Origin of the sequence: Bradyrhizobium sp. ISRA430 (assembly GCF_029909975.1) — a bacterium.
Classification (GTDB): Bacteria; Pseudomonadota; Alphaproteobacteria; order Rhizobiales; family Xanthobacteraceae; genus Bradyrhizobium.
The window spans coordinates 6189625-6210107 of sequence record NZ_CP094516.1; the positions used below are offsets into that span (position 1 = coordinate 6189625).

The following is a 20483-nucleotide window of genomic DNA, read 5'->3' on the forward strand; positions in this document are numbered from 1 at the left end:
CTCCGTCCGGGCTACAATCACAACAACAAGGAGAAACGCGAATGGATCGGCTCAAAGGCAAGGTTGCGATGGTGGTGGGGGCCGGCTCGATCGGACCCGGCTGGGGCAACGGCAAGGCGACCGCCGTGACCTTTGCGCGCGAGGGCGCGCAGGTGTTTTGCGTCGATCGCAACGGCGGCGCCGCCGAAGAGACCGCGAAGATCATCGTGGACGAGGGCGGCAAGGCTACCGCGTTCACCGCCGACGTCGCACGCGCGAGCGAGATCGAGGCGATGGTCGCGGCCTGCCTCAAGGCTTACGGCCGCATCGACGTGCTCGACAACAATGTCGGCATTGCCGAGATGGGCAGCGTGGTCGAGGTGACCGAGGAGAGCTGGGACCGCGTCTTCAGCGTCAACCTCAAGAGCGCTTATTTCGCCATGAAGCACGTGATCCCCGTGATGGTGAAGCAGGGCGGCGGCTCGATCATCAACATCTCCTCGATCGCCTCGATCCGCCACATGGGCATCTCCTACGTCACCTACGGCACCTCGAAGGCGGCGATGAACCAGATGACCCGCACCACCGCGATCGAGTTCGCGCGCCACCATGTGCGCGTCAATGCGATCCTGCCCGGCCTGATGAAGACGCCGATGGTCGCCCATTCCGCCGGCCTCGCCGCCAGCTACGCCAAGGGCGACGTCGAAGCGATGTGGCGCGCCCGCGACGCCCAGGTGCCGATGGGCCATATGGGCGACGCCTGGGACGTCGCCAACGCCGCGCTGTTCCTGGCCTCGGACGAGTCGAAATATGTGACGGGGATCGAGCTGGTGGTCGACGGAGGGATCACCTGCAAGGCGGGGGCGTAGACGGCGCCGCACATTCTATCGTCGTCCCGGGGCGCGCGTAGCGCGAGCCCGGGACCCATGACCCCAAGGAGCAGTTGTGGCGCGAGCTGACAACTACGAGTCTTCACCAAACCACGTCCTGTGGTTATGGGGGGTCCCGGATCGGCGCTCCGCTTCGCTGCGCTTGTCCGGGACGACAGCGGATTGCTTGCCGCCTACTGCGCCAGCGCCAGAATCCCGCCGGCGAACGCGTGCCACGCTGTGCTTTCGCTGACCGGCCAGTTCAGCACCTTCACCGCCAGCAGCGCGAGCGTGCCGTAGATGTAGACCGGATGCACGCGGCCCTCGCTGCGCCAGTCGCGCACCATCGCGACGACGAGCAGGAGCGAGGCAACGACCGCCGGCGCGATGGTGACCGGCACCGGCGGCGGGCCGGGCGGTCCGGGTGGTGCTAGGAACGTGAGGAACCAGCGCGCGATCGCGGCATCGAGGATCGAGACCGCGGCGAGCAGCATCAACCGTTTGTGAATCTCCGGCTTGCGCGTGTTCATGATCGCCAGCACGAAGACCACGGCGAAGAACGCGATCCCGCTCATCGGCACGATTGAGAAGGCGATGCCGGCCTCTCGCTGCCCGAGGGCGGCCGAGTGCTGCATCACATGCACCGAGGCGAGAAAGCCGAAGATCGTCATTGCGGTGGCAAGCGAGACGCCGGCAATGCCGAGCGAACGGTGGTTGACCACGCGGCCAGATGCCGCGAGCCAGGTCTGGAGCACGAAATAGAGCGACCAGGTGAAGAACAACAGGCCGTGGAAATGAATCACCGGGCTTGCGGTAAAAGTCCGGTGAGCGAGCGGCACCCAATAGGTTGGTGCGAAGCCGAGAAAGGCGGTGGCCGCGCAGGCCAGGGCCATGTGGAAATAAAAATATCGCGCAGGCGACGCAACGCGCGTGCGTGCGCGACGATCATCAGTCAAGGTTGTCATCAGGAATGAGTCTGAGAACGAGACGTTTGGTTCAATGGCGAGATATTGGAGATTTCGCGCTCATTGCTTGGCCACTCTCCAGTGTCGTTCCGGCCTTCGCCGGGACGACGGCGGAGTTTGCGGAGGCGTCGAGCGCCTATCCTCCTGCACTCAGCTCCGCGCGATCGAGCTCCTCCTCGATCCGGTGGAACGCGTCGTCGCCGATCACCTCGGTGGCGCGGAGGTCGAAGATCGATTTTCGCGCCGCCTCGATGGCGCGGAGCCGCAGCGGATCGGCGGGTAATCGACCATCGGCGATGCCGCCATCCGGATCGTTGTCCGCCTGCATCAGGATCGCGCTGTATTCGAGCCTCAAGATTTCCGCCTCCTCCGACGGATCGTCCTCGATCGCATCGAGCGCGGCGCGATAGGCGATTGCGCGTGCCCGCGCGACCTCCTGGCCGACGGGATCGTCGTCCTTGAGTCCGAACGCCAGGATCAGCGGCCGCAGCGTCAGGCCTTGCACGAGCAGCGAGCCGAGCACGACCGCGAATGCGATGAAGACGATGAAATCGCGATAGGGAAAGCTCTCCGGCAGGGCGAAGGCGGTGGCGAGCGTCACGAGGCCGCGCATGCCGCACCATGAGATGACGAGGCCGCCCTTGGGACTGGCGACCGCCTTCGGATCCTTCGGACAATAGATCCCGTGCGCGATCAGCGCGCGCAGCGTCGCGCCGTAGAACATCACCCAGGCGAGCCGCACGAGGATCACCGTGAGCAGGATCCAGGCTGCCGCCACGCAATATTCCCAGCGTACGTCCTGGTCGAGCCGCGACCAGATCGGACGCATCTGCATGCCGATCAGCATGAAGGCGAGCACGTTGAGCACGAACACCGCCGTGTCCCACACGGCATAGGACGGCACCCGCAGCCGCGCCGGCATGCGCGCCGGCGCGGTGCGCGCGATCGTGATGGCATAGACGACGATGGTGAGGATGCCGGAGAGGCCGAGATGCTCGGCGGCGATCCAGATCAGGAAGGTGGTAGCGAACTGCACGATGATCGCGCTTGGCGCCTCCGTCACCCGCTCCAGGAACAACGGGATGATGCGGGCTGCGAGATAGCCGGCGGCGACACTGCCGATCAATGCCAGCGCGATGATCGGCGTCACCTCGCTCCACTTCAGGTGCTCCATGGCGACCGCGCCGACCGCGATGCGATAGATCAAGAGCGCGCTCGCGTCGTTGAGCAGGCTTTCGCCCTCCAGCACTTTCACCATCCGGTAGGGCAGCTTCACCTGGCTCAGGATCGCGACCGCGGCCGCGGCATCAGGCGGCGCCACGATCGCGCCGAGCGCAACGGCGGCGGCCCAAGGCATGTCAGGCATCAACCGGTGTGCAACGAATGCCACGCCGGCGGTGGTGAGACCGACCGCGGCGACGACCAGGGTCGAGACCGGAACCCAGTTGTTGCGGAGATCGCGCAGCGAGGTGTCGTAGGCGGCATCCAGCAGCACCGGTGCGACAAAAAGGGCCAACGCCAGGTCGGGCTCCAGCGTCCATGACGGGCTCGACGGCACCAAGGCGATCAGCGCGCCGCCGATGGCGAGAAAGGTCGGGTAAGGGACCTTGATCCGCCGCGCCAGCGCCGATAATGCAACGGCGCCGAGCAGCAGTGCGATGACCCATTCGAATGTCGACACGGCGAAGCCCTGAGAGAGTTTGAGCGGTGCTACAGGCTAGCATCAATCCGGCCGTATAATGGACAATATGGCGACAAGGCGAGACATTCCGATCACGACGGCGCTGCGTATCTCCGCTCTGATACGATGGTGCGGCGTTGCTGCGGTGCTCGGCGCACTGTCTTTGGGAATGGCCCATGCGGCGACGGGCGGCGAGCCGGTCGCGGTCACGCCGGTCGATATCGCGCCGTGCCTGGCTGCGGCGGCCGCCGATGACATGGACAAGGCGGCCTCGGCCTGCACTGAGGTGATCGACAATGAGAAGACGGCCAAGCCCGACCTCGTCAAGGCGCTGATCGCACGGGCTGCGCTCTACGCGCGCCATGATCAGGTCGATCGTGCGATCGCCGACGACAGCCGCGCATTGCAGCTCGACCCCACGCTCGCCGACATCTTCAATGCACGCGGCGAGCTGTGGCTGAAAAAGGGCGACCGGCCCAAGGCGGTGCAGGACTTTGGCGCGGCGCTGAAGCTCGATCCGAACCACGACAAGGCCAAGGCCAATCACCGGGCGATCGCACGCGAGCTCGAACGGATCGGAGCGCAGATGGCGGTTGCCGGCAAGCCGAGCTTCAATTGCGTCCGCGCCCGCCGCACCGTGGAGAAGGCGATCTGCGCCAACCGCGAGCTCGCCGACCTTGATCGCGAGATCTATGCCTCGAATGCGCGCGTGTTGCGCGAAGCCCGCAATCCGGCCGAGGCCAAGGCGCTCCAGCGCGAGCAGGACGAGTTCATCGCCCGCCGCAACGCCGAGTTCGGCCGGCCGGGTTATGATTTGAAGAAGGCGATGCAGGACCGGCTGCAGCGGTTGAACGGGGCGGACGGGTATTGACGGTGGTCTTCGCCTCTCCCCGCGCGCGGGGAGAGGCCGGAACTCAAGCGGAGCTTGAATTCCGGGTGAGGGGGACTCTCCACGAATCCAACTGTCACCGTCCTTGCGGAAGCAGCCCCTCACCCCCTCCCTCTCCCCGTAAGAACGGGGAGAGGGAGGGTGGACGGCGATCCGTCCCTCACGACCGGTTGCGGCTTGAACCCAATTCCTGCCCGCCGCGACAATGGTGAAAACCGGATGTCACGGAGCCTTTTCATGTGTGGCGCGCATTCCTTCGCGCAAATACCCTCGTTTGCCAAATGCCCGCTGCGCGCTTGCTTCGGCGCTGCGATGAGCCTTTTCGTTGCGCTCGGCCCTGCTGCCGCGGGTGATGCGTCCGGCGCCGACTGTGTACTCGGCAGCCAAGCCGCACCGGCCGAGCTGATCGCGGCTTGCAGCGCCATCATCGACCAGAACACAAATCCAAGTGCCGACCGTGCCGCGGCGCTCATCGTTCGTGCCGACGCCAATGCACAAAGCTCCGGCGGCCAGACCGCAGCACTGCGGGATCTCGACCGCGCCATCGCGCTCGACGCCAGGAACGCCCGCGCCTGGCGTGCGCGCGGCGATCTCTTGCGCCACGCCGGCGGCGATCTCAACCGCGCCGCCGCCGACCTCAGCAAGGCAATCGAGCTCGATTCGCAGGATGCCGAAGCCTATGAGCTCCGCGGCGTCGTCTACACCAACCAGCGTCGGCTCGACCGCGCGCTCGCCGACTACGACCAGGCGATCAAGCTGAAGCCGGACTATGCGCAGGCCTGGTCCGACCGCGGCGTGACCTTTTATCTCGGCGGCGACAACGAGAAGGCGATCCGGGATTTCGACGAGGCGCTGCGGTTGGATCCGAAGCGGCCGCGCACCTACACCAATCGTGGCGCCGCCTACAAGAAGCTCGGCCAGCTCGACAAGTCGGTCGCCGACGCCACTGAGGCGATCAGGCTCGATCCGAAGGTGCCGGAATATTATGACAATCGCGGCCTTTCGCTGGCCGCGATGAGGGAGTACGACAAGGCGATCGCGGATTACGATCAGGCGCTGCGGCTGGCGCCGCGGCCGAACTTCTTCACCAACCGCGGCGATTCCTACCAGTTCAAGGGCGAGCTCGGCGCCGCGCTCAGCGACTACGAGTCCGCGCTCAAGCTTGATCCGAATTTCGCGCAGACCTATAACAACCGCGCGGTGCTCTACAAGAAGATGGGCGAACGCAAGAAGGCGTTGGCCGACTACGAGACCGCGCTGCGGCTCGATCCCGGCAACGAGAATGCCGCTGCTGGCCGCCGCATCATGATGGCGGAGATCGCCAAGTTCGGCGCCGAACCGGCGCATCCCCTGGCCGCGAATTCCGGCAACGGCCCGTCCTTTGATTGCGCCACGGCGAAGCGCGAAGTCGAGAAGGTGATCTGCGCCGATCCGCAGCTCGGGGTGCTCGACCGCCAGATTGCCGAGACCTATGAGCGCGTCCTGAAATCCGCAAACCGGCGCTCGGCCAGCGATCTGCGCAAGACCCAGCGCGATTTCCTCGCCACCCGCAATGCCAGCTTCGGCCGTCCCGGTTACGACCTGCGAAAGGTCATGCAGGATCGCCTGCAGCGGCTGACTGGGATGGACAGTTAGCTGCTTCCACGAGCGATGCTGCATTCCCTCCCCCTTGCGGGGGAGTGCCAGGGAAGGGGGAGCCACAAACTCGAGACCGAGTTCGTGGCTACCCCCTCTCCCGCTCTCCCCCGCAAAGGGGGGGAGAGGGCTTACCTTTGCTGCGGCTCTAGCCCGCCTCAATCGTGCTCTGCTGGCTCGTTGTCGCTTCGTCGTAAAGCTTCCTTTTCAGCTTGAACCGCGGCCCATTCCCGGGAAAATACCCGTCAAACAAGGCCGGCACTCGATCCGGGTCATGGCGGGACGCCTGTCCTGCCACAAGGTCGAGGCCAGGCGAATAAAGGGAACGGGAGCGCTTGTATGAACGTCCAGGGCAAGAGTCGTTATCACGAGGTCTATGCGCGCTCGCTCGCCGATCCCGAGGGCTTCTGGGCCGAAGCGGCCAAGGACATCGACTGGATCGAGCCGCCGCGAAAGATCTTTGATCCCACCCAGGGAACCTATGGCCGCTGGTTCGCCGGCGGCGTCAACACCTGCTACAACGCGCTCGATCGCCACGTCGAACGCGGCCGCGCCGATCAGGTCGCGTTGATCCATGACTCGCCGCTGACGGGCAGCATCAAGAAATTCACCTATGGCGAGCTGCTGGGCGAGGTGCAGGCGCTCGCCGCCATCATGCAGGATTTCGGCGTCACAAAAGGTGACCGTGTCATCCTGTATATGCCGATGGTACCGGAAGCCGTGGTCGCGATGCTCGCCTGCGCCCGCATCGGTGCGGTGCACAGCGTGGTGTTCGGCGGCTTTGCCGCCAAGGAGCTTGCCACTCGCATCGACGATGCCCAGCCCAAGCTGATCCTTTCGGCGAGCTGCGGCATCGAGCCCGGCCGCATCGTGCAATACAAGCCGCTGCTCGACGAGGCGATCAGGCTGGCCGGCGCAAAGCCGAAGGCGTGCATCGTTCTGCAACGTCCCCAGCACATCTGCGAGCTGACGCCTCGGCGCGACTACGACTGGGCGAGCCTGCGCCGCAAGGCGATCAACGACGGCAAGCAAGCGCCGTGCGTGCCGGTCGCCGCCACCGATCCGCTCTACATCCTCTACACCTCGGGCACGACCGGCATCCCCAAGGGCGTCGTGCGCGACAATGGCGGCCATCTCGTTGCGGTGAAATGGTCGATGTTCAACCTCTACGGTGTCAAGCCCGGCGAGGTCTGGTGGTGCGGCTCCGACATCGGCTGGGTGGTCGGCCACAGCTACATCATCTATGGGCCGCTGCTGCACGGCGCGACCTCGATCATGTATGAGGGCAAGCCGGTCGGCACGCCCGATGCGGGCGCGTTCTGGCGCGTGATCTCAGAGCACAAGGCGGTCGCCTTCTTCACCGCCCCGACCGCGTTCCGCGCCATCAAGAAGGAAGATCCGGACGGCAAGTTCATCCGGCAATACGACCTCTCCAAATTCCGCACCCTGTTTCTCGCCGGCGAGCGCGCCGATCCGCCGACGGTGGAATGGGCGGAGCAGCACTTGAAGATTCCCGTGATCGACCACTGGTGGCAGACCGAGACGGGCTGGTGCATCGCCGGCAATCCGATCGGGCTCGGCATGTTGCCGGTGAAGCATGGCTCGCCGACTGTTCCGATGCCGGGCTACCAGGTCGATGTGGTGGACGAAGCGGCCAAGCCTGTCGCCGCCAACGTCATGGGATCGATCGTCATCAAGCTGCCGATGCCGCCGGGCTGCCTGCCCACGCTGTGGAATCAGGACCTGCGGTTCAAGGAAGCCTATCTCACCGAATTCCCCGGCTACTATAAAACCTCCGATGCCGGCTACAAGGACGAGGACGGCTATGTCTGGGTCATGGGCCGCACCGACGACATCATCAACGTCGCCGGCCATCGCCTGTCGACCGGCGGCATGGAGGAGATTCTCGCCTCGCACCAGGATGTCGCCGAATGCGCCGTGCTCGGCATCAAGGATGCGATCAAGGGCGAGGTGCCCTGCGGCTTTCTGGTGCTGAAGGCCGGCGTGAAGCGGTCGCCTGCCGAGATCGAAAGAGAGATCGTCGCGCTGGTGCGTGACAAGCTTGGGCCCGTCGCCGCCTTTAAGCTCGCCATCACCGTCGGCCGCCTGCCGAAGACGCGCTCCGGCAAAATACTGCGCGGCACCATCAAGAAGATCGCCGACGGCGAGCCCTGGGCGATGCCGGCAACGATCGAGGACCCGAAGGTGCTGGACGAGATTGGCGAGGCGCTGAAGGGCAGGGTGTGAGGCGAGATCTGTCCTCCTCACTGTACGCGAAACCGCTGTAGCAATCCTCGCTGTCATCACCCGCGAAGGCGGGTGATCCAGTATTCCAGAGGCGGTGAGGGATGCGGAGAAGCTGCGGCGTACTGGATTTCCCGGCCTTCGCGGGGAATGACAGTGGGGAGAAACGGCACCTTGCCGACTTACAATTTCCGCATTCCGCGTTACACAGTGCCGGCCAACAGAGGATCCCTGATGCCACCCGCCACCGCGTCGCGCCTTCTCACTACCGCTCTGCTCGCCATTGCTCTCTGCGGCTGCTCGGCGCGCTATCAGACGCCGGTGGCGATGGGCGGTGACGACGACGATGCGGTCTGCCAGAGCCGCGGCTATGCGCAGGGCTCGCCCGAATACGTCGCCTGCCGCAAGGACCGCGACGTGCAGCGTAACGCCGCCATCGCCCGCTCCGACCGCCGCCAGCGTGATCTCGGCGAGTACATGCTGAACCATCCGGAGCGGCCGTGAGCCGCTTCCGATCTACGGAGGCCACCATGAACGAAGACCAGTTCAACACCAGCTTGCGCAAATTCCTGAAGCAAGTCGGTGTCACCTCGCAGCGCGAGATCGAGAAGGCCGTGCGCGACGCGATCGCGGCGGGCCGGATCAAGGGCCATGAGAAGCTCAACGCCAAGATGGTGCTGACGATCGACAGCGTCGGACTCGTCCACGAGGTCAACGATACGATCGAGCTGGGCTGATTGCCGTTCGCGCGAGCCGCACGTTGACGGCTTCCGCGCCGACGATGGGTGCGATCTTCATGACAAGTCCAAATAAAAACGCGGCGGGTTGGCCCGCCGCGTTCAAACTGGCTTCGAAAGCGAACCGAGAGAGGAGTCTTACTCCTCCTCGTCCTGCTTCTTGCCGCCGAGCGTCTTCAGCTTGGCGAACACGGCGTCGACGTTGAGATCGTCGCTCGACTTCTCCGCGCCCTCGTATTCCGATTCCTTCTTGGTGGTCTCGGAGGCCGGCAGCAGGGTTGCGCCGCCATAGGCTGCGTCGATCGGCTTCTCCTTGGCCGCGCGCTGCACCTCGAAATCGAGCTCGATCTGCGAGCAGAGGCCGAGGGTGACGGGGTCGATCGGCGTCAGCGAGGACGTGTTCCAGTGGGTGCGGTCGCGCACGCTGGCGATCGTGCTCTTGGTCGTGCCGACCAGGCGCATGATCTGGGCGTCCTTGAGCTCCGGATGGTTGCGCAGTAGCCAGAGGATCGCGCTCGGCCGCTCATGACGGCGCGACACCGGGGTGTAGCGCGGGCCCTTGCGCTTGGGCTGGGGTGGCAGCACCACCTTGCTCTCCTGGAGGCGGAGCCGGTAATCCGGATTGTTCTCACCCTTCTCGATCTCCTCGCGGGTGAGCTGGCCGTTGGAAATGGGGTCCATGCCCTTGATGCCCTGGGCGGCGTCGCCGTCGGCGATCGCGCGCACCTCCAGCGGGTGCATCTTGGTGAAATCGGCGACCTGATCGAAGGTCAGCGCCGTGTTATCGAGCAGCCAGACGGCGGTCGCCTTGGGCATCAGAGGTGCGTTGCTCATGGCAAATCTCCTTTGTGCTTCGCCCACCCCTCTGGAGGCGAAACCGGTGGTCATCAGCGATGACGGGAATTAACGCCTATATAAGCCGCGAGGGGGCAATTACGCAATGGTTCTGCTATAGATAGTGCCTTGACAGCGCCCGAAAGGGGGCCCAAGTCCCTGTAAGTCTGAGCAGACCGTACCTAAGCCCTATTCCATCCATAGACCGCGCCCCGGCCTTTTGCCCGAGGGGTGATTCGGTCCCGAGATCGCTTCATGTCAGCCAAACCAGACCTCAAGATCGTGCTTTGTTCTCCCCGTGGCTTCTGCGCGGGCGTGGTGCGGGCCATCGACACCGTGGAGCGGGCGCTCGATAAATACGGCGCCCCGGTCTATGTTCGCCATGAGATTGTGCACAACAAGTATGTCGTGGATGGGTTGAAGAAGAAGGGCGCCATCTTCGTCGAGGAACTGGCCGAAATCCCGGAAAACACCACCGCGCCGGTGGTGTTTTCGGCCCATGGCGTGCCGAAGTCGGTTCCCGCCGACGCCCAGTCCCGCAACCTGTTTTCGCTGGACGCGACCTGCCCGCTGGTGACCAAGGTGCATCGCGAGGCCGCGATCCACTTCAAGCGCGGCCGCGAGATCTTCCTGATTGGCCATTCCCATCACCCCGAGGTGGTCGGCACGCTCGGCCAGCTTCCGCCCGGCGCCGTGACCCTGATCGAGACCGCCGAGGACGCCAAGACCATCACGCCGAAGGACCCGAACAATCTCGCCTTCGTGACCCAGACCACGCTGTCGATCGACGATACCGCGGAGATCGTCGCGCTCCTTAAGGAGCGCTTCCCGAACATCAATGGGCCGCACAAGGAAGACATCTGCTACGCCACCACCAACCGCCAGCTCGCGGTGAAGAAGGTGGCGCCGGTGGTGGATGCGCTGATCGTCGTCGGCGCGCCGAACTCGTCGAACTCGCAGCGTCTGCGCGAGGTCGCCGAGCGCGAAGGCTGCAAGGTCGCGGTGCTGGCGCAGCGCGCCGCCGACATCGACTGGACCAAGTTCGGCAACATCAAGAGCCTCGGTATCACCGCGGGTGCGTCGGCACCCGAGGTGATCGTCGAGGAGATCATGGACGCCTTCGCCGAGCGCTACACGCTGCATGTGGAGACGGTCTCGGCCGCGGAAGAGAACGAATTCTTCCCGCTGCCGCGCTCGGTGCGCCCCGAAGCTGCTGCCGAGTAGCTCTTTATGGCGGTCTACACCGACGTCGCCGCCGACGAGCTAGCGGAATTCTTGAGTCAATACGATCTCGGCGAATTGCTCTCCTACAAGGGCATTGCCGAGGGCGTCGAAAACTCCAACTTCCTGCTGCACACGAGCAAGGGCTCGTTCATCCTCACGCTCTATGAGAAGCGCGTGGCGAAGAACGACTTGCCGTTCTTCCTCGCGCTGATGACGTATCTCGCCGAGCACGGCATCACCTGTCCGCTGCCGGTGAAGGGCAGGGACGGCGAGGCGCTGCGCGAGCTCGCAGGCAGGCCAGCGGCGATCATCACGTTTCTCGAAGGCGTCTGGCCGCGCAAGCCGACCGCCACGCATTGCGCCGGGGTCGGCGAGGTGCTGGCGAAGATGCACCTGGCCGGCACCAACTTCACGGTTCGGCGCGCCAATGCACTCTCGGTCTCCGGCTGGCGGCCGCTGTTCGATTCTGCCGCCGCCCGCGCCGACGAGGTGCAGCCGGGCCTGCGCGGGTTTCTCGCCGCCGAGCTCGACTATCTCGAGAGCGGGGTCTGGCCGAAGCACCTTCCGGACGGCGTGATCCACGCCGACCTGTTCAACGACAACGTCTTCTTTCTCGGCGACCAGCTCTCGGGCATCATCGACTTCACTTTCGCCTGCAACGACATGCTGGCCTATGACGTCGCGATCTGCCTGAACGCCTGGTGTTTCGAGGCGGATCATTCCTTCAACGTCACCAAGGCGCGCGCTTTCCTGAATGCCTATGGCCGCGTGAGAAAACTGACCGAGGCGGAAGAGGCCGCGCTGCCGCTGCTGGCGCGCGGCGCTGCGATCCGCTTCCTGCTGACGCGGCTGGTCGACTGGCTCAACGTGCCGCCCGGCGCGCTGGTCAAGCCGAAGGATCCGCTGGAATATGTCCGCAAGCTGCGCTTCCACCAGAGCGTCTCAAGCGTGCGCGACTACGGGCTGATGCCGTCAGGACTCGTTGCGTGAGCGCGCTGCCCAACGTCACCATCTACACGGACGGCGCCTGCTCGGGAAATCCCGGGCCCGGCGGCTGGGGCGCGATCCTGAAGTTCGGCGACAAGGAGAAGGAGCTGAACGGCGGCGAGCGCCACACCACCAACAACCAGATGGAGTTGATGGCGGCGATCTCGGCACTCGAAGCGCTGAAAAAGCCGTGCACCGTCGATCTCTACACCGACAGCCAATATGTCCGGCAGGGCATCACTGGCTGGATCCATGGCTGGAAGCGCAACGGCTGGCGCACCGCCGACAAGAAGCCGGTCAAGAATGTCGAGCTATGGCAGCGCCTCGATGCCGCGCTGAAGCAGCACGAGGTCCGCTGGCACTGGGTCAGGGGCCACGCCGGCCACCCCGAGAACGAGCGTGCGGATCAACTCGCGCGTGACGGGATCGCGATGGCAAGGCTGCAGCAAAGGGTGCGGGAGTAGTTTTCGACGTCGTCTCAGACGCCGATAAACTTTTCTCCGTCATCGCCCGGCTTGACCGGGCGATCCAGTACGCCGTGGCGGCGTTGTGAATCTCGAAGCCTCTGGAATACTGGATCGCCCGCTTTCGCGGGCGATGACAGTCGTAAACGTGGCGCGAGGCTCGTCTTGCCTTAAAGCTGCCCGAGCAGCGTATCGCCGCCGGACACCTCGACCTTGCCGGGCATCGCTTCGAGGTTCAGCTTCTTCACCACGCCGTCCTCGACCAGCATCGAGTAGCGCTTGGAGCGGATGCCGAGGCCGTTGGCGGAGGCATCGAGCTCCATGCCGATCGCCTTGGTGAAATCGGCATTGCCGTCGGCGAGGAAGGTCGCCTCGTCGCGCTGGTCGGTGTCGCGCTTCCAGGCATTCATGACGAAAGCGTCGTTGACGGAAACGATCGCGATGGTGTCGACGCCCTTGTCCTTGATGGCATAGGCGTTGAGGAAGATGCTCGGCAGATGCATCTTGTGGCAAGTGCCGGTGTAGGCGCCGGGCACCGCGAACAGCGCCACCTTCTTGCCCTTGAAAATGTCGTCGGTGGTTTTCACCTGCGGACCTTCCGCCGTCATCACGCGGAATTTCGCCTCGGGCAGCTTGTCGCCAACTTGGATCGCCATCGTCTGTCTCCCTGGAAATCGGTTCCGCTTTGTAGACCGGGCGGCCGGGCCGCACAATATTTCCAATGCGGGAAGCGGCGAAGGTTGCGGCTCTTCACCGTGATGTCATCAGCCGGCAAAGCCGCCACTGTCGAGGAACGCCTGTTCCTCCTCCGTGGTGTCGCGCCCGAGGATGCGGTTGCGGTGGGGGAAACGCCCGAACCGGCGAATGATGTCGGCGTGCTCCTCGGCGTATTTCAGGTTCTTGGTGTTGTCGGTATCCCGAAACAGCGCGACGCAATGTAGCTGGTCGGGCAGATGCTCGGAATGCATGAAGGGCAGGTAGAAGAACTCGCGCAGCGCGGAATCGATCCGCTTGTCCGCGCCGCGGGCGAGTGCGCGGCGGGCCACCGCGCGCGCCAGTGCGTCGCTGGAAAACGTCAGGGGATCGCCGCGGAACATGTTGCGGGGAAACTGATCGAGCACGATGACGAGCGCCAGCGCGCCGTCATCGCTCGCCTCCCAGGGCGACAGTTCGCCGGCGGCGGCCTTGCGCCATAACGCAAGAAACCGGCGCCTCACTTCCGCGTCGAAGGCCGCGTCGCGCTTGTACCAAAGGTCGCTGCCGGCCTCGCGCCAGAACGCGAGAATGCCGGCCGGTCCGATGTCGGCAAGCTCAGTCATGAACGAAAGAGCAGCGGCTCACGCCGCCTCCGCCTTCTTCTCGTCACGCAATTGCCGGCGCAGGATCTTGCCGACATTGGTCTTCGGCAGGTCGGTCCGGAATTCGATCTGCTTGGGCACCTTATAGCCGGTGAGCTGCTCCTGGCAGTACTTGATCACGTCTTCCGCCGTGAGGTTCGGGTCTTTCTTCACCACGAAGGCCTTCACCGCCTCGCCCGATTTGGAATCGGGAATGCCGATCACGGCGCATTCGAGCACACCCGGATGGCTCGCGATCACTTCCTCGATCTCGTTCGGATAGACATTGAAGCCCGAGACCAGGATCATGTCCTTCTTGCGGTCGACGATCTTGGTGTAGCCCCTCTCGTCCATGACGCCGATGTCGCCGGTGCGGAAATAGCCGTCGGCCGTCATCACTTTCGCGGTCTCGTCGGGCCTGTTCCAGTAGCCCGCCATCACCTGCGGGCCCTTGGCGCATATCTCGCCGGGCTGGCCGAGCGGCACCTCGTTGCCGTCGTCGTCACGGATCGAGATCCAGGTCGAGGGCACCGGGATGCCGATCGAGCCGGAGAACTCGGTCGTGGTCGCCGGATTGCAGGTGAGGGTCGGTGAAGTCTCCGACAGGCCGTAGCCTTCAGCGATGAAGCAGCCGGTCACAGCCTTCCACTGCTCGGCGACCGGGCGCTGCACCGCCATGCCGCCGCCGTTGGAGATCTTCAGCTTGGAGAAGTCGAGCTTCTTGAAGTCCGGATGATGCATCAGACCGTTGTAGAGCGTGTTGACGGCCGGGAAGCTGTTCACCTGGTACTTCGCCAACTCCTTGATGAAGCCGGGGATGTCGCGAGGATTGGGGATCAGGAGGTTGCAGCCGCCGGCGCGCACCGCCAGCAGGTAACAGGCGGTCAGCGCGAAGATGTGATAGAGCGGCAGCGCACAGACGATCATGAGCTGCTCGACATGCGGCGGTGCGTTGAGCGCCGGCTGGAGCCAGGCATCGTTCTGCAACACGTTGGCGACGATGTTGCGATGGAGCAAGGTGGCGCCCTTGGAGACGCCGGTGGTGCCGCCAGTATATTGCAGGAAGGCGACGTCGCCGGGCGAGAGCTTCGGCTTGTTGAACGTGATGCCGCGGCCGGCCGACAGTGCCTCGTTGAAGGGCACTGCGCCCGGCAGCGACCAGGCCGGCACCATCTTCTTCACGCGGCGCACGACGAGATTGACGATCACGCCCTTGAAGCCGAGCAGGTCGCCCATACTGGCGACGATCACGTGCTTCACCGGCGTCTTGGCGATCACCTGCTGGACGGTGTGGGCGAAATTCTCCAGCACGATGATGGCTTCGGCGCCGGAATCCTTGAGCTGGTGCTCGAGCTCGCGCGGCGTATAGAGCGGGTTGACGTTCACCACCGCAAAGCCGGCGCGCAGCACGGCGGCGGTCGCGACCGGATATTGCAGCACGTTCGGCATCATGATCGCGACGCGCGCGCCGCGCTGCAGGCCACGACCTTGCAGGTAGGCCGCAAGCGCCAGCGACATCTGGTCGAGGTCGCGGTAGCTGATCGCCTTGTCCATGCAGATGAAGGCCTTGCGGTCGGCGAACTTGGTGAAGCTCTCCTCCAGGAGGTCGACCAGCGATGCGTATTGCGTCGGCTCGATATCAGCGGGCACGCCGGGCGGATATTGCTTGAGCCAGATACGCTCCATGGAAACTCCCCTCCTTGACCAGAGCCCGTTGTGTCTCGGGCTTGCCTCGTTGGCGTCAGTATCGAGCCTGCCGGAACCGGTGGCAAGCCGCTGAGGCTTAGGGCAAAGGGCGAGGGGAGGCTACTGGAATCGGCGGAAGTCGCACTGTCGCACCTGCGAAGTGCGGACGCAGCGTTGCCTGCCGCTCCACCATCTTAACTGTTGTTGGGCGCCGGCTTGGCCGTGGGTTTGGTCGCTGCCTTGGGCTTGGCGGGCTTGGTCGCCTGATCGCCGTTGGAGGCTGGTTTCGCCGCATCGGACTTGGCCGCGGCATGTTTGATCGCGGCCGGCTTCGCCGCGGGCTTGGTGTCGCTCTTGGCATCGCCCTTGGCGCCAGACTTGCCATCAGGCTTGGCATCAGGCTTGGCGGCTGCGGTCCTGGCGCCCTTCCAAGCGTCCTTGTTTCCGTCCTTGGGGTTGTCCGCCGCGTCGGGCTTCTTGGCCGCGACGCGCGACTTCTTGCCACGCGCCTTCGGGGTCGCCTGCTGGTCGGCATCGGCGGCAACCGCCGCGATCAGAGCCGCGCCGGTGCGGGTCGGGCCGGTATACACCGGCACCGGCTCGGCGGGCGCCGCGGCCGAGGCCATCAGGTCCGAGGCCTTCATCAGGGGCGGTTGAATCCCGGCGGTGAAGAAGGTCACCTGGGCTTCGCCGCCAGTGGCCGAGGCGGACCCGGTCGGCCCGGTATTGGTCGCGATCATCGCATCGTCGTCATCGCTCGCAGGCCGCTTGCGGTGACCGCCGCACATCTCTTCGCGCAGGTTCGGCGGCGAGGCATCAACCGGCACGAGGTTCTCGACGGCGCCGAGCGAGGGGCGCAGCCACGACAGATTGTCCTGCGAGAAGCCGCGCTCGAGGAGCTGCGCCGCCTTCACCGCGCGCGCGGTGCCGGAGTTGGCGCCGAGCACTACCGCGATCAGCCGCCGTCCGTTGCGCGTGGCCGATGCTACGAGATTGTAGCCGGAGGCGCAGATGAAGCCGGTCTTGAATCCGTCGGCGCCCGGATAGCGGCCGATCAGCTTGTTGAAATTCGGCGTGACGCGCTTGCCGAAGCGGATCGCCGGGATATGCACGAAGTATTCGTACTCCGGCAGGTCGCGCAGGAACGCGCGTGCGAGAATGCCGAGGTCGCGCGCCGAGGTGATCTGGCCGTCGGCGGGCAGGCCGTTCGGATTGACGTAGCTCGTCTGCGTCATGCCAAGCTTCTGAGCGGTCTGGTTCATCATCGCGGAGAAGCCGTCGATCGAACCGCCGACGCCTTCGGCGAGCACCACGGCCATGTCGTTCGCCGACTTGACCATCATCATCTTCAGCGCGTTATCGACGGTGAGCTGCGTTCCCGGACGAAATCCCATCTTGGAAGGTGATTGCGAGGCCGCGGTCGGCGACACCGTGAACAGCGTGTCGAGCGTGATCTTGCCGTCCTTGACCGCCTTCAGCGTCACATAGGCGGTCATGATCTTGGTGACGGACGCCGGGTACCAGGGAATGGTCGCGTTATCCGCCTGCAGCACCTTGCCGCTGTCGGCTTCGATCAGCAGCAACGCTTCGGCATCTGCGGCGCGCGGCGCAAGCAACGCGGCGAGCGCAAGCGTTGCGGCGAACAGGTTCGACAGCGAATGGCGAAGCAGCGGGCGAAAGACGTGCACTATCCGATTCCGGTCCTTGGAGACCCGCCGGTTCAGGAGGGCTCTCGCGATCTGAGTTTCGAATTTTGAAATCCGGCGCCGCCGCTCGCGGCATCGCAAACCTATACCGGCTCGTGCGTCGAGAACAGGGGGCTTGGCGGGGTATTCAGCGATCAAATAGGCTGAATTTCGACGGCCTTAAGAGGACGTGGCCGCCGATGCCGCTGCCTCCGCCGCCGTCACGCTGGCCCGTGCGCTCTCCTGCACCATGAACTGGGCCCTGGCGAGCTCGGCGAAATGGCCGCCTTTGGCCACGAGTTCATCGAAAGTTCCGCTCTCGATCACCCGGCCATTCTCGAACACCAGGATCCGCGTGGCGTTGCGGATGGTGGAGAGGCGGTGCGCGATCACGAAGGTGGTGCGGCCCCTCATCACTTCATCGAGAGCGGCGTTCACCTTGGTCTCGGTGACCGCGTCGAGCGCGCTGGTTGCCTCGTCCAGGATCAGGATCGGCGGGTCCTTGAGCAGCGCGCGCGCGATCGACAGCCGCTGCCGCTCGCCGCCGGACAGCATGCGGCCGCGCTCACCGGCATTGGTCTCGAAGCCGCCGCTCCGCTCGATGAATGCGAGTGCCTGCGCGCGCTCGGCGGCGAGCCGCATCTCGGCGTCCGTCGCATCGGGCTTGCCGACGCGCAAATTCTCCGCGATCGAGCGGTTGAACAGCAACGCCTCCTGGAACACCACACCGATGTTCCGCCGCAGCGACGTCAGCGTGATTCCCCGCACGTCCATGCCGTCGATCTTGATGAAGCCGGATTGCGGGTCGAAGGCGCGATGCAGCAGTGCGATCGCGGTGGACTTGCCGGCGCCGGTCGGGCCAACCAGCGCGATGGTCTGGCCGGGCAGTGCGGTGAAGGAGAGATCCTCGACCGCCGGCCGCTTGCCGTCATAGGAGAAGGTGACGTCGTGAAATTCGACGAGGCCGGACAGCCGTCCGGCGTCGATCGCGTCGGGCCGGTCGTGGACTGCGGGCACGGCGTCGAGCACGTTGAAGAACTCGCGCAGGCGCGGCGCCTCCATGAATACGTTGTTGATGAAGCTGACGACCTGTTCGAGCTTCTGGATCAGCAGCGTCGCGAAGCTCACGAACATCACGATCTCGCCGACCGTGGTCAGTCCCCGGTCGTGCAGCGCGATGCCGAGCGTAAAGATCGCGAGCACGGTGATGGTGGTGGAGGCGCGCGTGATCACGGTGACGAGCGCCCACCAGGACAGCACCGGCATCTGCGCCGCGAGCAGTTGATCTGCGACGAAGCGCAAGCCCTGCACCTCGGATTCGACGCGCACGAAGCTCTGCACCAGCGCGACATTGCCGAGCGCGTCGGAGGCGCGCGCGGAGAGGTCGCTGTAGTGCTCCTCGACCGCCATCTGCATGCCGTAGGTCTTGCGCACGACGAAGGTCGTGAGGCCCGTAAAGACGATGCAGAGCACGAACAAGAGGATCGCGAGCCGCCAGTTCAGATAGAGCGACAATGGCAGCAGCACCACGACGGAGAGGATTGCGGCAAAATGCTCGCGGAAGAAACCGAGCCACAGCCGCCACAGCGCGTCCGTCCCGTTCAGCATCACTTTCATCAGCCGGCCTGAATGGGTGCCGGAGTGGAAGGTCAGCGGCAGTTGCAGGATGTGCTCGAAATAGCTTGTCAGCACCGCCTGACGCTGACGATGGGCGAGGCGATCGGCGTGCAGCGCAACAAGCGCACTGCAGGCGATGGTAAACAGCCCGAACGCGACCCAGGCCCAAAGAAACGGCCAGGCCGAGGTTGAGCCGGCGACTGTCTTGCCGGAGAGCACGTCGACGATGCGGCCGAACAGCACGGGCTCGGCGAACTGTGCGCCTGCAAGCAGGAGATTGGCGACCGCCAGCAGCCAGCCCAGCCGCGCCTCTTTGCCGAGCAGCTCAAGGACGCGGGTGTAGAGGCGGAGTATGGACATGCGGGCGACCAACTCGGGCGAGCCAGGATGAGTTCGTATTCTAAACAGGGATCACCCGCGAGATACAGCCGTAGCTGCCAGTTTTACTCAATTGATCAGGCGCCCTTCGACCGGCGGCAGGAACTGCGCATCGAAGATATCGCCGGCCGTCGGCCGCTTGCGGAATTTGAAATCCTGCGCGATCTGGTCGATCGAGCGCTCGAGGCGCGCGGGATCGACGTCGCCGAGGCCATTGCGGCGGACCTCGTCGGTCAGAACGTTGTCGGCGAGCACGGTGCGCAGGCGCTCGAGCTCGAGGTCGCGTTCGCCGTTGTCCATGCGGCTCACGACCTCCTCCACGGCGCGCTCCGGCTCCTTGACGGTGGCGTTGATGCCGCTGACCAGCGCGCGCACGAAGCCTTTCACTGCGTCGGGCTTCACTGCTGCGAAGGCGGGGTTGACCACCACGGCAAAGCCGTAGGCCTCGCAGCCATAGTCGGCGTAGCGCAGTACGGCGAGATCGCCCCCCGGCACGCCGCGGTCGCGCAGGTTCACCGCTGAAAGATAGGGGAAGCCCGCCACCGCATCGACCTGCCCGGCCGAGAGGATCGGTTCGCGCACCGCTGCGCTCATTTTGTGGAATTTCACGTGCGAAGCGGTGAGGCCGTTGTGCTGCGCCAGCGCCGGCCACAGGCGGATCGACAGATCGCTCTCGGCAACGCCGACGGTCTTGCCGTCGAGATCGGACAGAAGGTGAATGCCGCGGCTCTTGCGCGCGACGATCGCGTAAGGCGCGCGGTTGAACAGCACGAACACCGCCTTGACCGGCGGCGCATCGGCGCTGTCGCGGAAGCGGATCAATTCGTTGATGTCGACGAGCGCGAGATCACTGTCGCCTTTGGCAACGCGCGCAAGCGCCTCCGGCGATCCGGCCGCACTGGTGAGCGAGACGGCGAGATGCTCGGCGGCGAACCTGCCGTCCTTCATCGCCACGAAGAACGGCGCCATGCTCGATTCAATCGGCCGATCGAAGGCGAACCGGATCGCGACCGACGGCGCGACGGTCTCGGCGGCACTGACGTCGCGCACGGTCAGCGCGGTCAGCGCAATGAAAAGTGACAGCAGGCCGCGAAGGGCGATCGTCCTGAATCCGAACATAAGCGGCGCCGGTCCGCCTTTATTATGGTTTGGTGACGCTTGACGATGTGTGCAGCGCCCGCTCACGGCTATCGTGCAGGATCGAAGATGAACGGCTGATGAGCGGCGGTTGCGTCACGATTACGCAACCCCGTTCAGCTTGCGTTGGGGTTG

General features: G+C 64.8%; 18 protein-coding genes. 9 read left to right on the plus strand and 9 right to left on the minus strand.

The features are described from left to right. The first annotated feature begins 41 nt into the window (after positions 1-41). Entirely contained in the window at positions 42-848 is an 807-nt protein-coding gene (locus MTX21_RS29370) for a glucose 1-dehydrogenase (protein ID WP_280968117.1), read from the plus strand. A gap of 194 nt (positions 849-1042) precedes the next feature. Here MTX21_RS29370 and MTX21_RS29375 read toward each other — a convergent pair whose 3' ends face one another. Beyond that, positions 1043-1813, minus strand: a complete 771-nt coding sequence (locus MTX21_RS29375) for a hypothetical protein (protein WP_280968118.1) — start codon at positions 1811-1813, stop codon at positions 1043-1045. Positions 1814-1949: 136 nt separating this feature from the next. After that, complete coding sequence (locus MTX21_RS29380; RefSeq protein WP_280968119.1) at positions 1950-3494, minus strand: sodium:proton antiporter; 1545 nt, start codon at positions 3492-3494, stop codon at positions 1950-1952. Positions 3495-3603: 109 nt separating this feature from the next. Between MTX21_RS29380 and MTX21_RS29385 the strand changes: the two genes are divergently transcribed. From MTX21_RS29385 to MTX21_RS29405, 5 genes are all read left to right on the plus strand, one after another. Further along, positions 3604-4365 carry a tetratricopeptide repeat protein gene (locus MTX21_RS29385; protein WP_280970829.1) on the plus strand — a complete coding sequence of 254 codons (762 nt, stop codon included), beginning with the start codon at positions 3604-3606 and terminating at the stop codon, positions 4363-4365. A gap of 255 nt (positions 4366-4620) precedes the next feature. Further along, positions 4621-6018, plus strand: a complete 1398-nt coding sequence (locus MTX21_RS29390) for a tetratricopeptide repeat protein (RefSeq protein ID WP_280970830.1) — start codon at positions 4621-4623, stop codon at positions 6016-6018. 339 nt (positions 6019-6357) lie between these two features. Then, on the plus strand, positions 6358-8265 hold the full coding sequence (locus tag MTX21_RS29395; protein ID WP_280968120.1) for a propionyl-CoA synthetase: 1908 nt from the start codon (positions 6358-6360) through the stop codon (positions 8263-8265). Between the two features lie 231 nt (positions 8266-8496). Continuing rightward, the gene (locus tag MTX21_RS29400; protein ID WP_280968121.1) at positions 8497-8766 is read left to right on the plus strand and encodes a hypothetical protein; all 270 of its coding nucleotides are present in this window, start codon (positions 8497-8499) and stop codon (positions 8764-8766) included. 26 nt (positions 8767-8792) lie between these two features. Continuing rightward, on the plus strand, positions 8793-8999 hold the full coding sequence (locus MTX21_RS29405; RefSeq protein WP_063708629.1) for a DUF6494 family protein: 207 nt from the start codon (positions 8793-8795) through the stop codon (positions 8997-8999). Positions 9000-9137: 138 nt separating this feature from the next. Here the strand turns inward: MTX21_RS29405 and MTX21_RS29410 are convergent, their stop codons facing one another. Further along, complete coding sequence (locus MTX21_RS29410) at positions 9138-9833, minus strand: cell cycle transcriptional regulator TrcR (RefSeq protein ID WP_280968122.1); 696 nt, start codon at positions 9831-9833, stop codon at positions 9138-9140. Positions 9834-10088: 255 nt separating this feature from the next. Here MTX21_RS29410 and ispH point away from each other — a divergent pair, with 255 nt between their 5' ends. The 3 genes from ispH to rnhA are packed head-to-tail and all read left to right on the plus strand — an operon-like array spanning position 10089 to position 12508. After that, positions 10089-11057 (plus strand): 4-hydroxy-3-methylbut-2-enyl diphosphate reductase, encoded by a 969-nt coding sequence (gene ispH, locus MTX21_RS29415; RefSeq protein ID WP_280968123.1) that lies wholly within the window; start codon positions 10089-10091, stop codon positions 11055-11057. 6 nt (positions 11058-11063) lie between these two features. Continuing rightward, positions 11064-12047, plus strand: a complete 984-nt coding sequence (locus MTX21_RS29420; protein ID WP_280968124.1) for a homoserine kinase — start codon at positions 11064-11066, stop codon at positions 12045-12047. Next, positions 12044-12508: a ribonuclease HI gene (rnhA, locus tag MTX21_RS29425; protein WP_280968125.1), complete on the plus strand. Its 465-nt coding sequence runs from the start codon at positions 12044-12046 to the stop codon at positions 12506-12508. The genes MTX21_RS29420 and rnhA overlap by 4 nt, the downstream gene beginning before the upstream one ends. A gap of 170 nt (positions 12509-12678) precedes the next feature. Here the strand turns inward: rnhA and MTX21_RS29430 are convergent, their stop codons facing one another. From MTX21_RS29430 to MTX21_RS29455, 6 genes are all read right to left on the minus strand, one after another. Beyond that, complete coding sequence (locus MTX21_RS29430) at positions 12679-13164, minus strand: peroxiredoxin (protein ID WP_279374667.1); 486 nt, start codon at positions 13162-13164, stop codon at positions 12679-12681. A gap of 108 nt (positions 13165-13272) precedes the next feature. Next, the gene (locus tag MTX21_RS29435; RefSeq protein WP_280968126.1) at positions 13273-13827 is read right to left on the minus strand and encodes a DUF924 family protein; all 555 of its coding nucleotides are present in this window, start codon (positions 13825-13827) and stop codon (positions 13273-13275) included. Positions 13828-13845: 18 nt separating this feature from the next. Beyond that, on the minus strand, positions 13846-15531 hold the full coding sequence (locus tag MTX21_RS29440; RefSeq protein ID WP_280968127.1) for a long-chain fatty acid--CoA ligase: 1686 nt from the start codon (positions 15529-15531) through the stop codon (positions 13846-13848). Positions 15532-15725: 194 nt separating this feature from the next. Further along, positions 15726-17219: a serine hydrolase gene (locus MTX21_RS29445; protein ID WP_280968128.1), complete on the minus strand. Its 1494-nt coding sequence runs from the start codon at positions 17217-17219 to the stop codon at positions 15726-15728. Positions 17220-17396: 177 nt separating this feature from the next. Further along, on the minus strand, positions 17397-19193 hold the full coding sequence (locus MTX21_RS29450) for a glucan ABC transporter ATP-binding protein/ permease (protein WP_280968129.1): 1797 nt from the start codon (positions 19191-19193) through the stop codon (positions 17397-17399). 87 nt (positions 19194-19280) lie between these two features. After that, a complete protein-coding gene (locus tag MTX21_RS29455) occupies positions 19281-20330 on the minus strand; it encodes an ABC transporter substrate-binding protein (RefSeq protein ID WP_280968130.1) in 1050 nt (349 codons plus the stop codon). Positions 20331-20483 lie beyond the last annotated feature (153 nt).

Coding starts and splice junctions, on each gene's coding strand:
- MTX21_RS29370 (WP_280968117.1), top strand. CDS start 42: ATGGATCGGCTCAAAGGCAAGGTTGCGATGGTGGTGGGGGCCGGCTCG.
- MTX21_RS29375 (WP_280968118.1), bottom strand. CDS start 1,813: ATGACAACCTTGACTGATGATCGTCGCGCACGCACGCGCGTTGCGTCG.
- MTX21_RS29390 (WP_280970830.1), top strand. CDS start 4,621: ATGTGTGGCGCGCATTCCTTCGCGCAAATACCCTCGTTTGCCAAATGC.
- MTX21_RS29395 (WP_280968120.1), top strand. CDS start 6,358: ATGAACGTCCAGGGCAAGAGTCGTTATCACGAGGTCTATGCGCGCTCG.
- MTX21_RS29400 (WP_280968121.1), top strand. CDS start 8,497: ATGCCACCCGCCACCGCGTCGCGCCTTCTCACTACCGCTCTGCTCGCC.
- MTX21_RS29405 (WP_063708629.1), top strand. CDS start 8,793: ATGAACGAAGACCAGTTCAACACCAGCTTGCGCAAATTCCTGAAGCAA.
- MTX21_RS29410 (WP_280968122.1), bottom strand. CDS start 9,833: ATGAGCAACGCACCTCTGATGCCCAAGGCGACCGCCGTCTGGCTGCTC.
- ispH (WP_280968123.1), top strand. CDS start 10,089: ATGTCAGCCAAACCAGACCTCAAGATCGTGCTTTGTTCTCCCCGTGGC.
- MTX21_RS29420 (WP_280968124.1), top strand. CDS start 11,064: ATGGCGGTCTACACCGACGTCGCCGCCGACGAGCTAGCGGAATTCTTG.
- MTX21_RS29430 (WP_279374667.1), bottom strand. CDS start 13,164: ATGGCGATCCAAGTTGGCGACAAGCTGCCCGAGGCGAAATTCCGCGTG.
- MTX21_RS29435 (WP_280968126.1), bottom strand. CDS start 13,827: ATGACTGAGCTTGCCGACATCGGACCGGCCGGCATTCTCGCGTTCTGG.
- MTX21_RS29440 (WP_280968127.1), bottom strand. CDS start 15,531: ATGGAGCGTATCTGGCTCAAGCAATATCCGCCCGGCGTGCCCGCTGAT.
- MTX21_RS29450 (WP_280968129.1), bottom strand. CDS start 19,193: ATGTCCATACTCCGCCTCTACACCCGCGTCCTTGAGCTGCTCGGCAAA.
- MTX21_RS29455 (WP_280968130.1), bottom strand. CDS start 20,330: ATGTTCGGATTCAGGACGATCGCCCTTCGCGGCCTGCTGTCACTTTTC.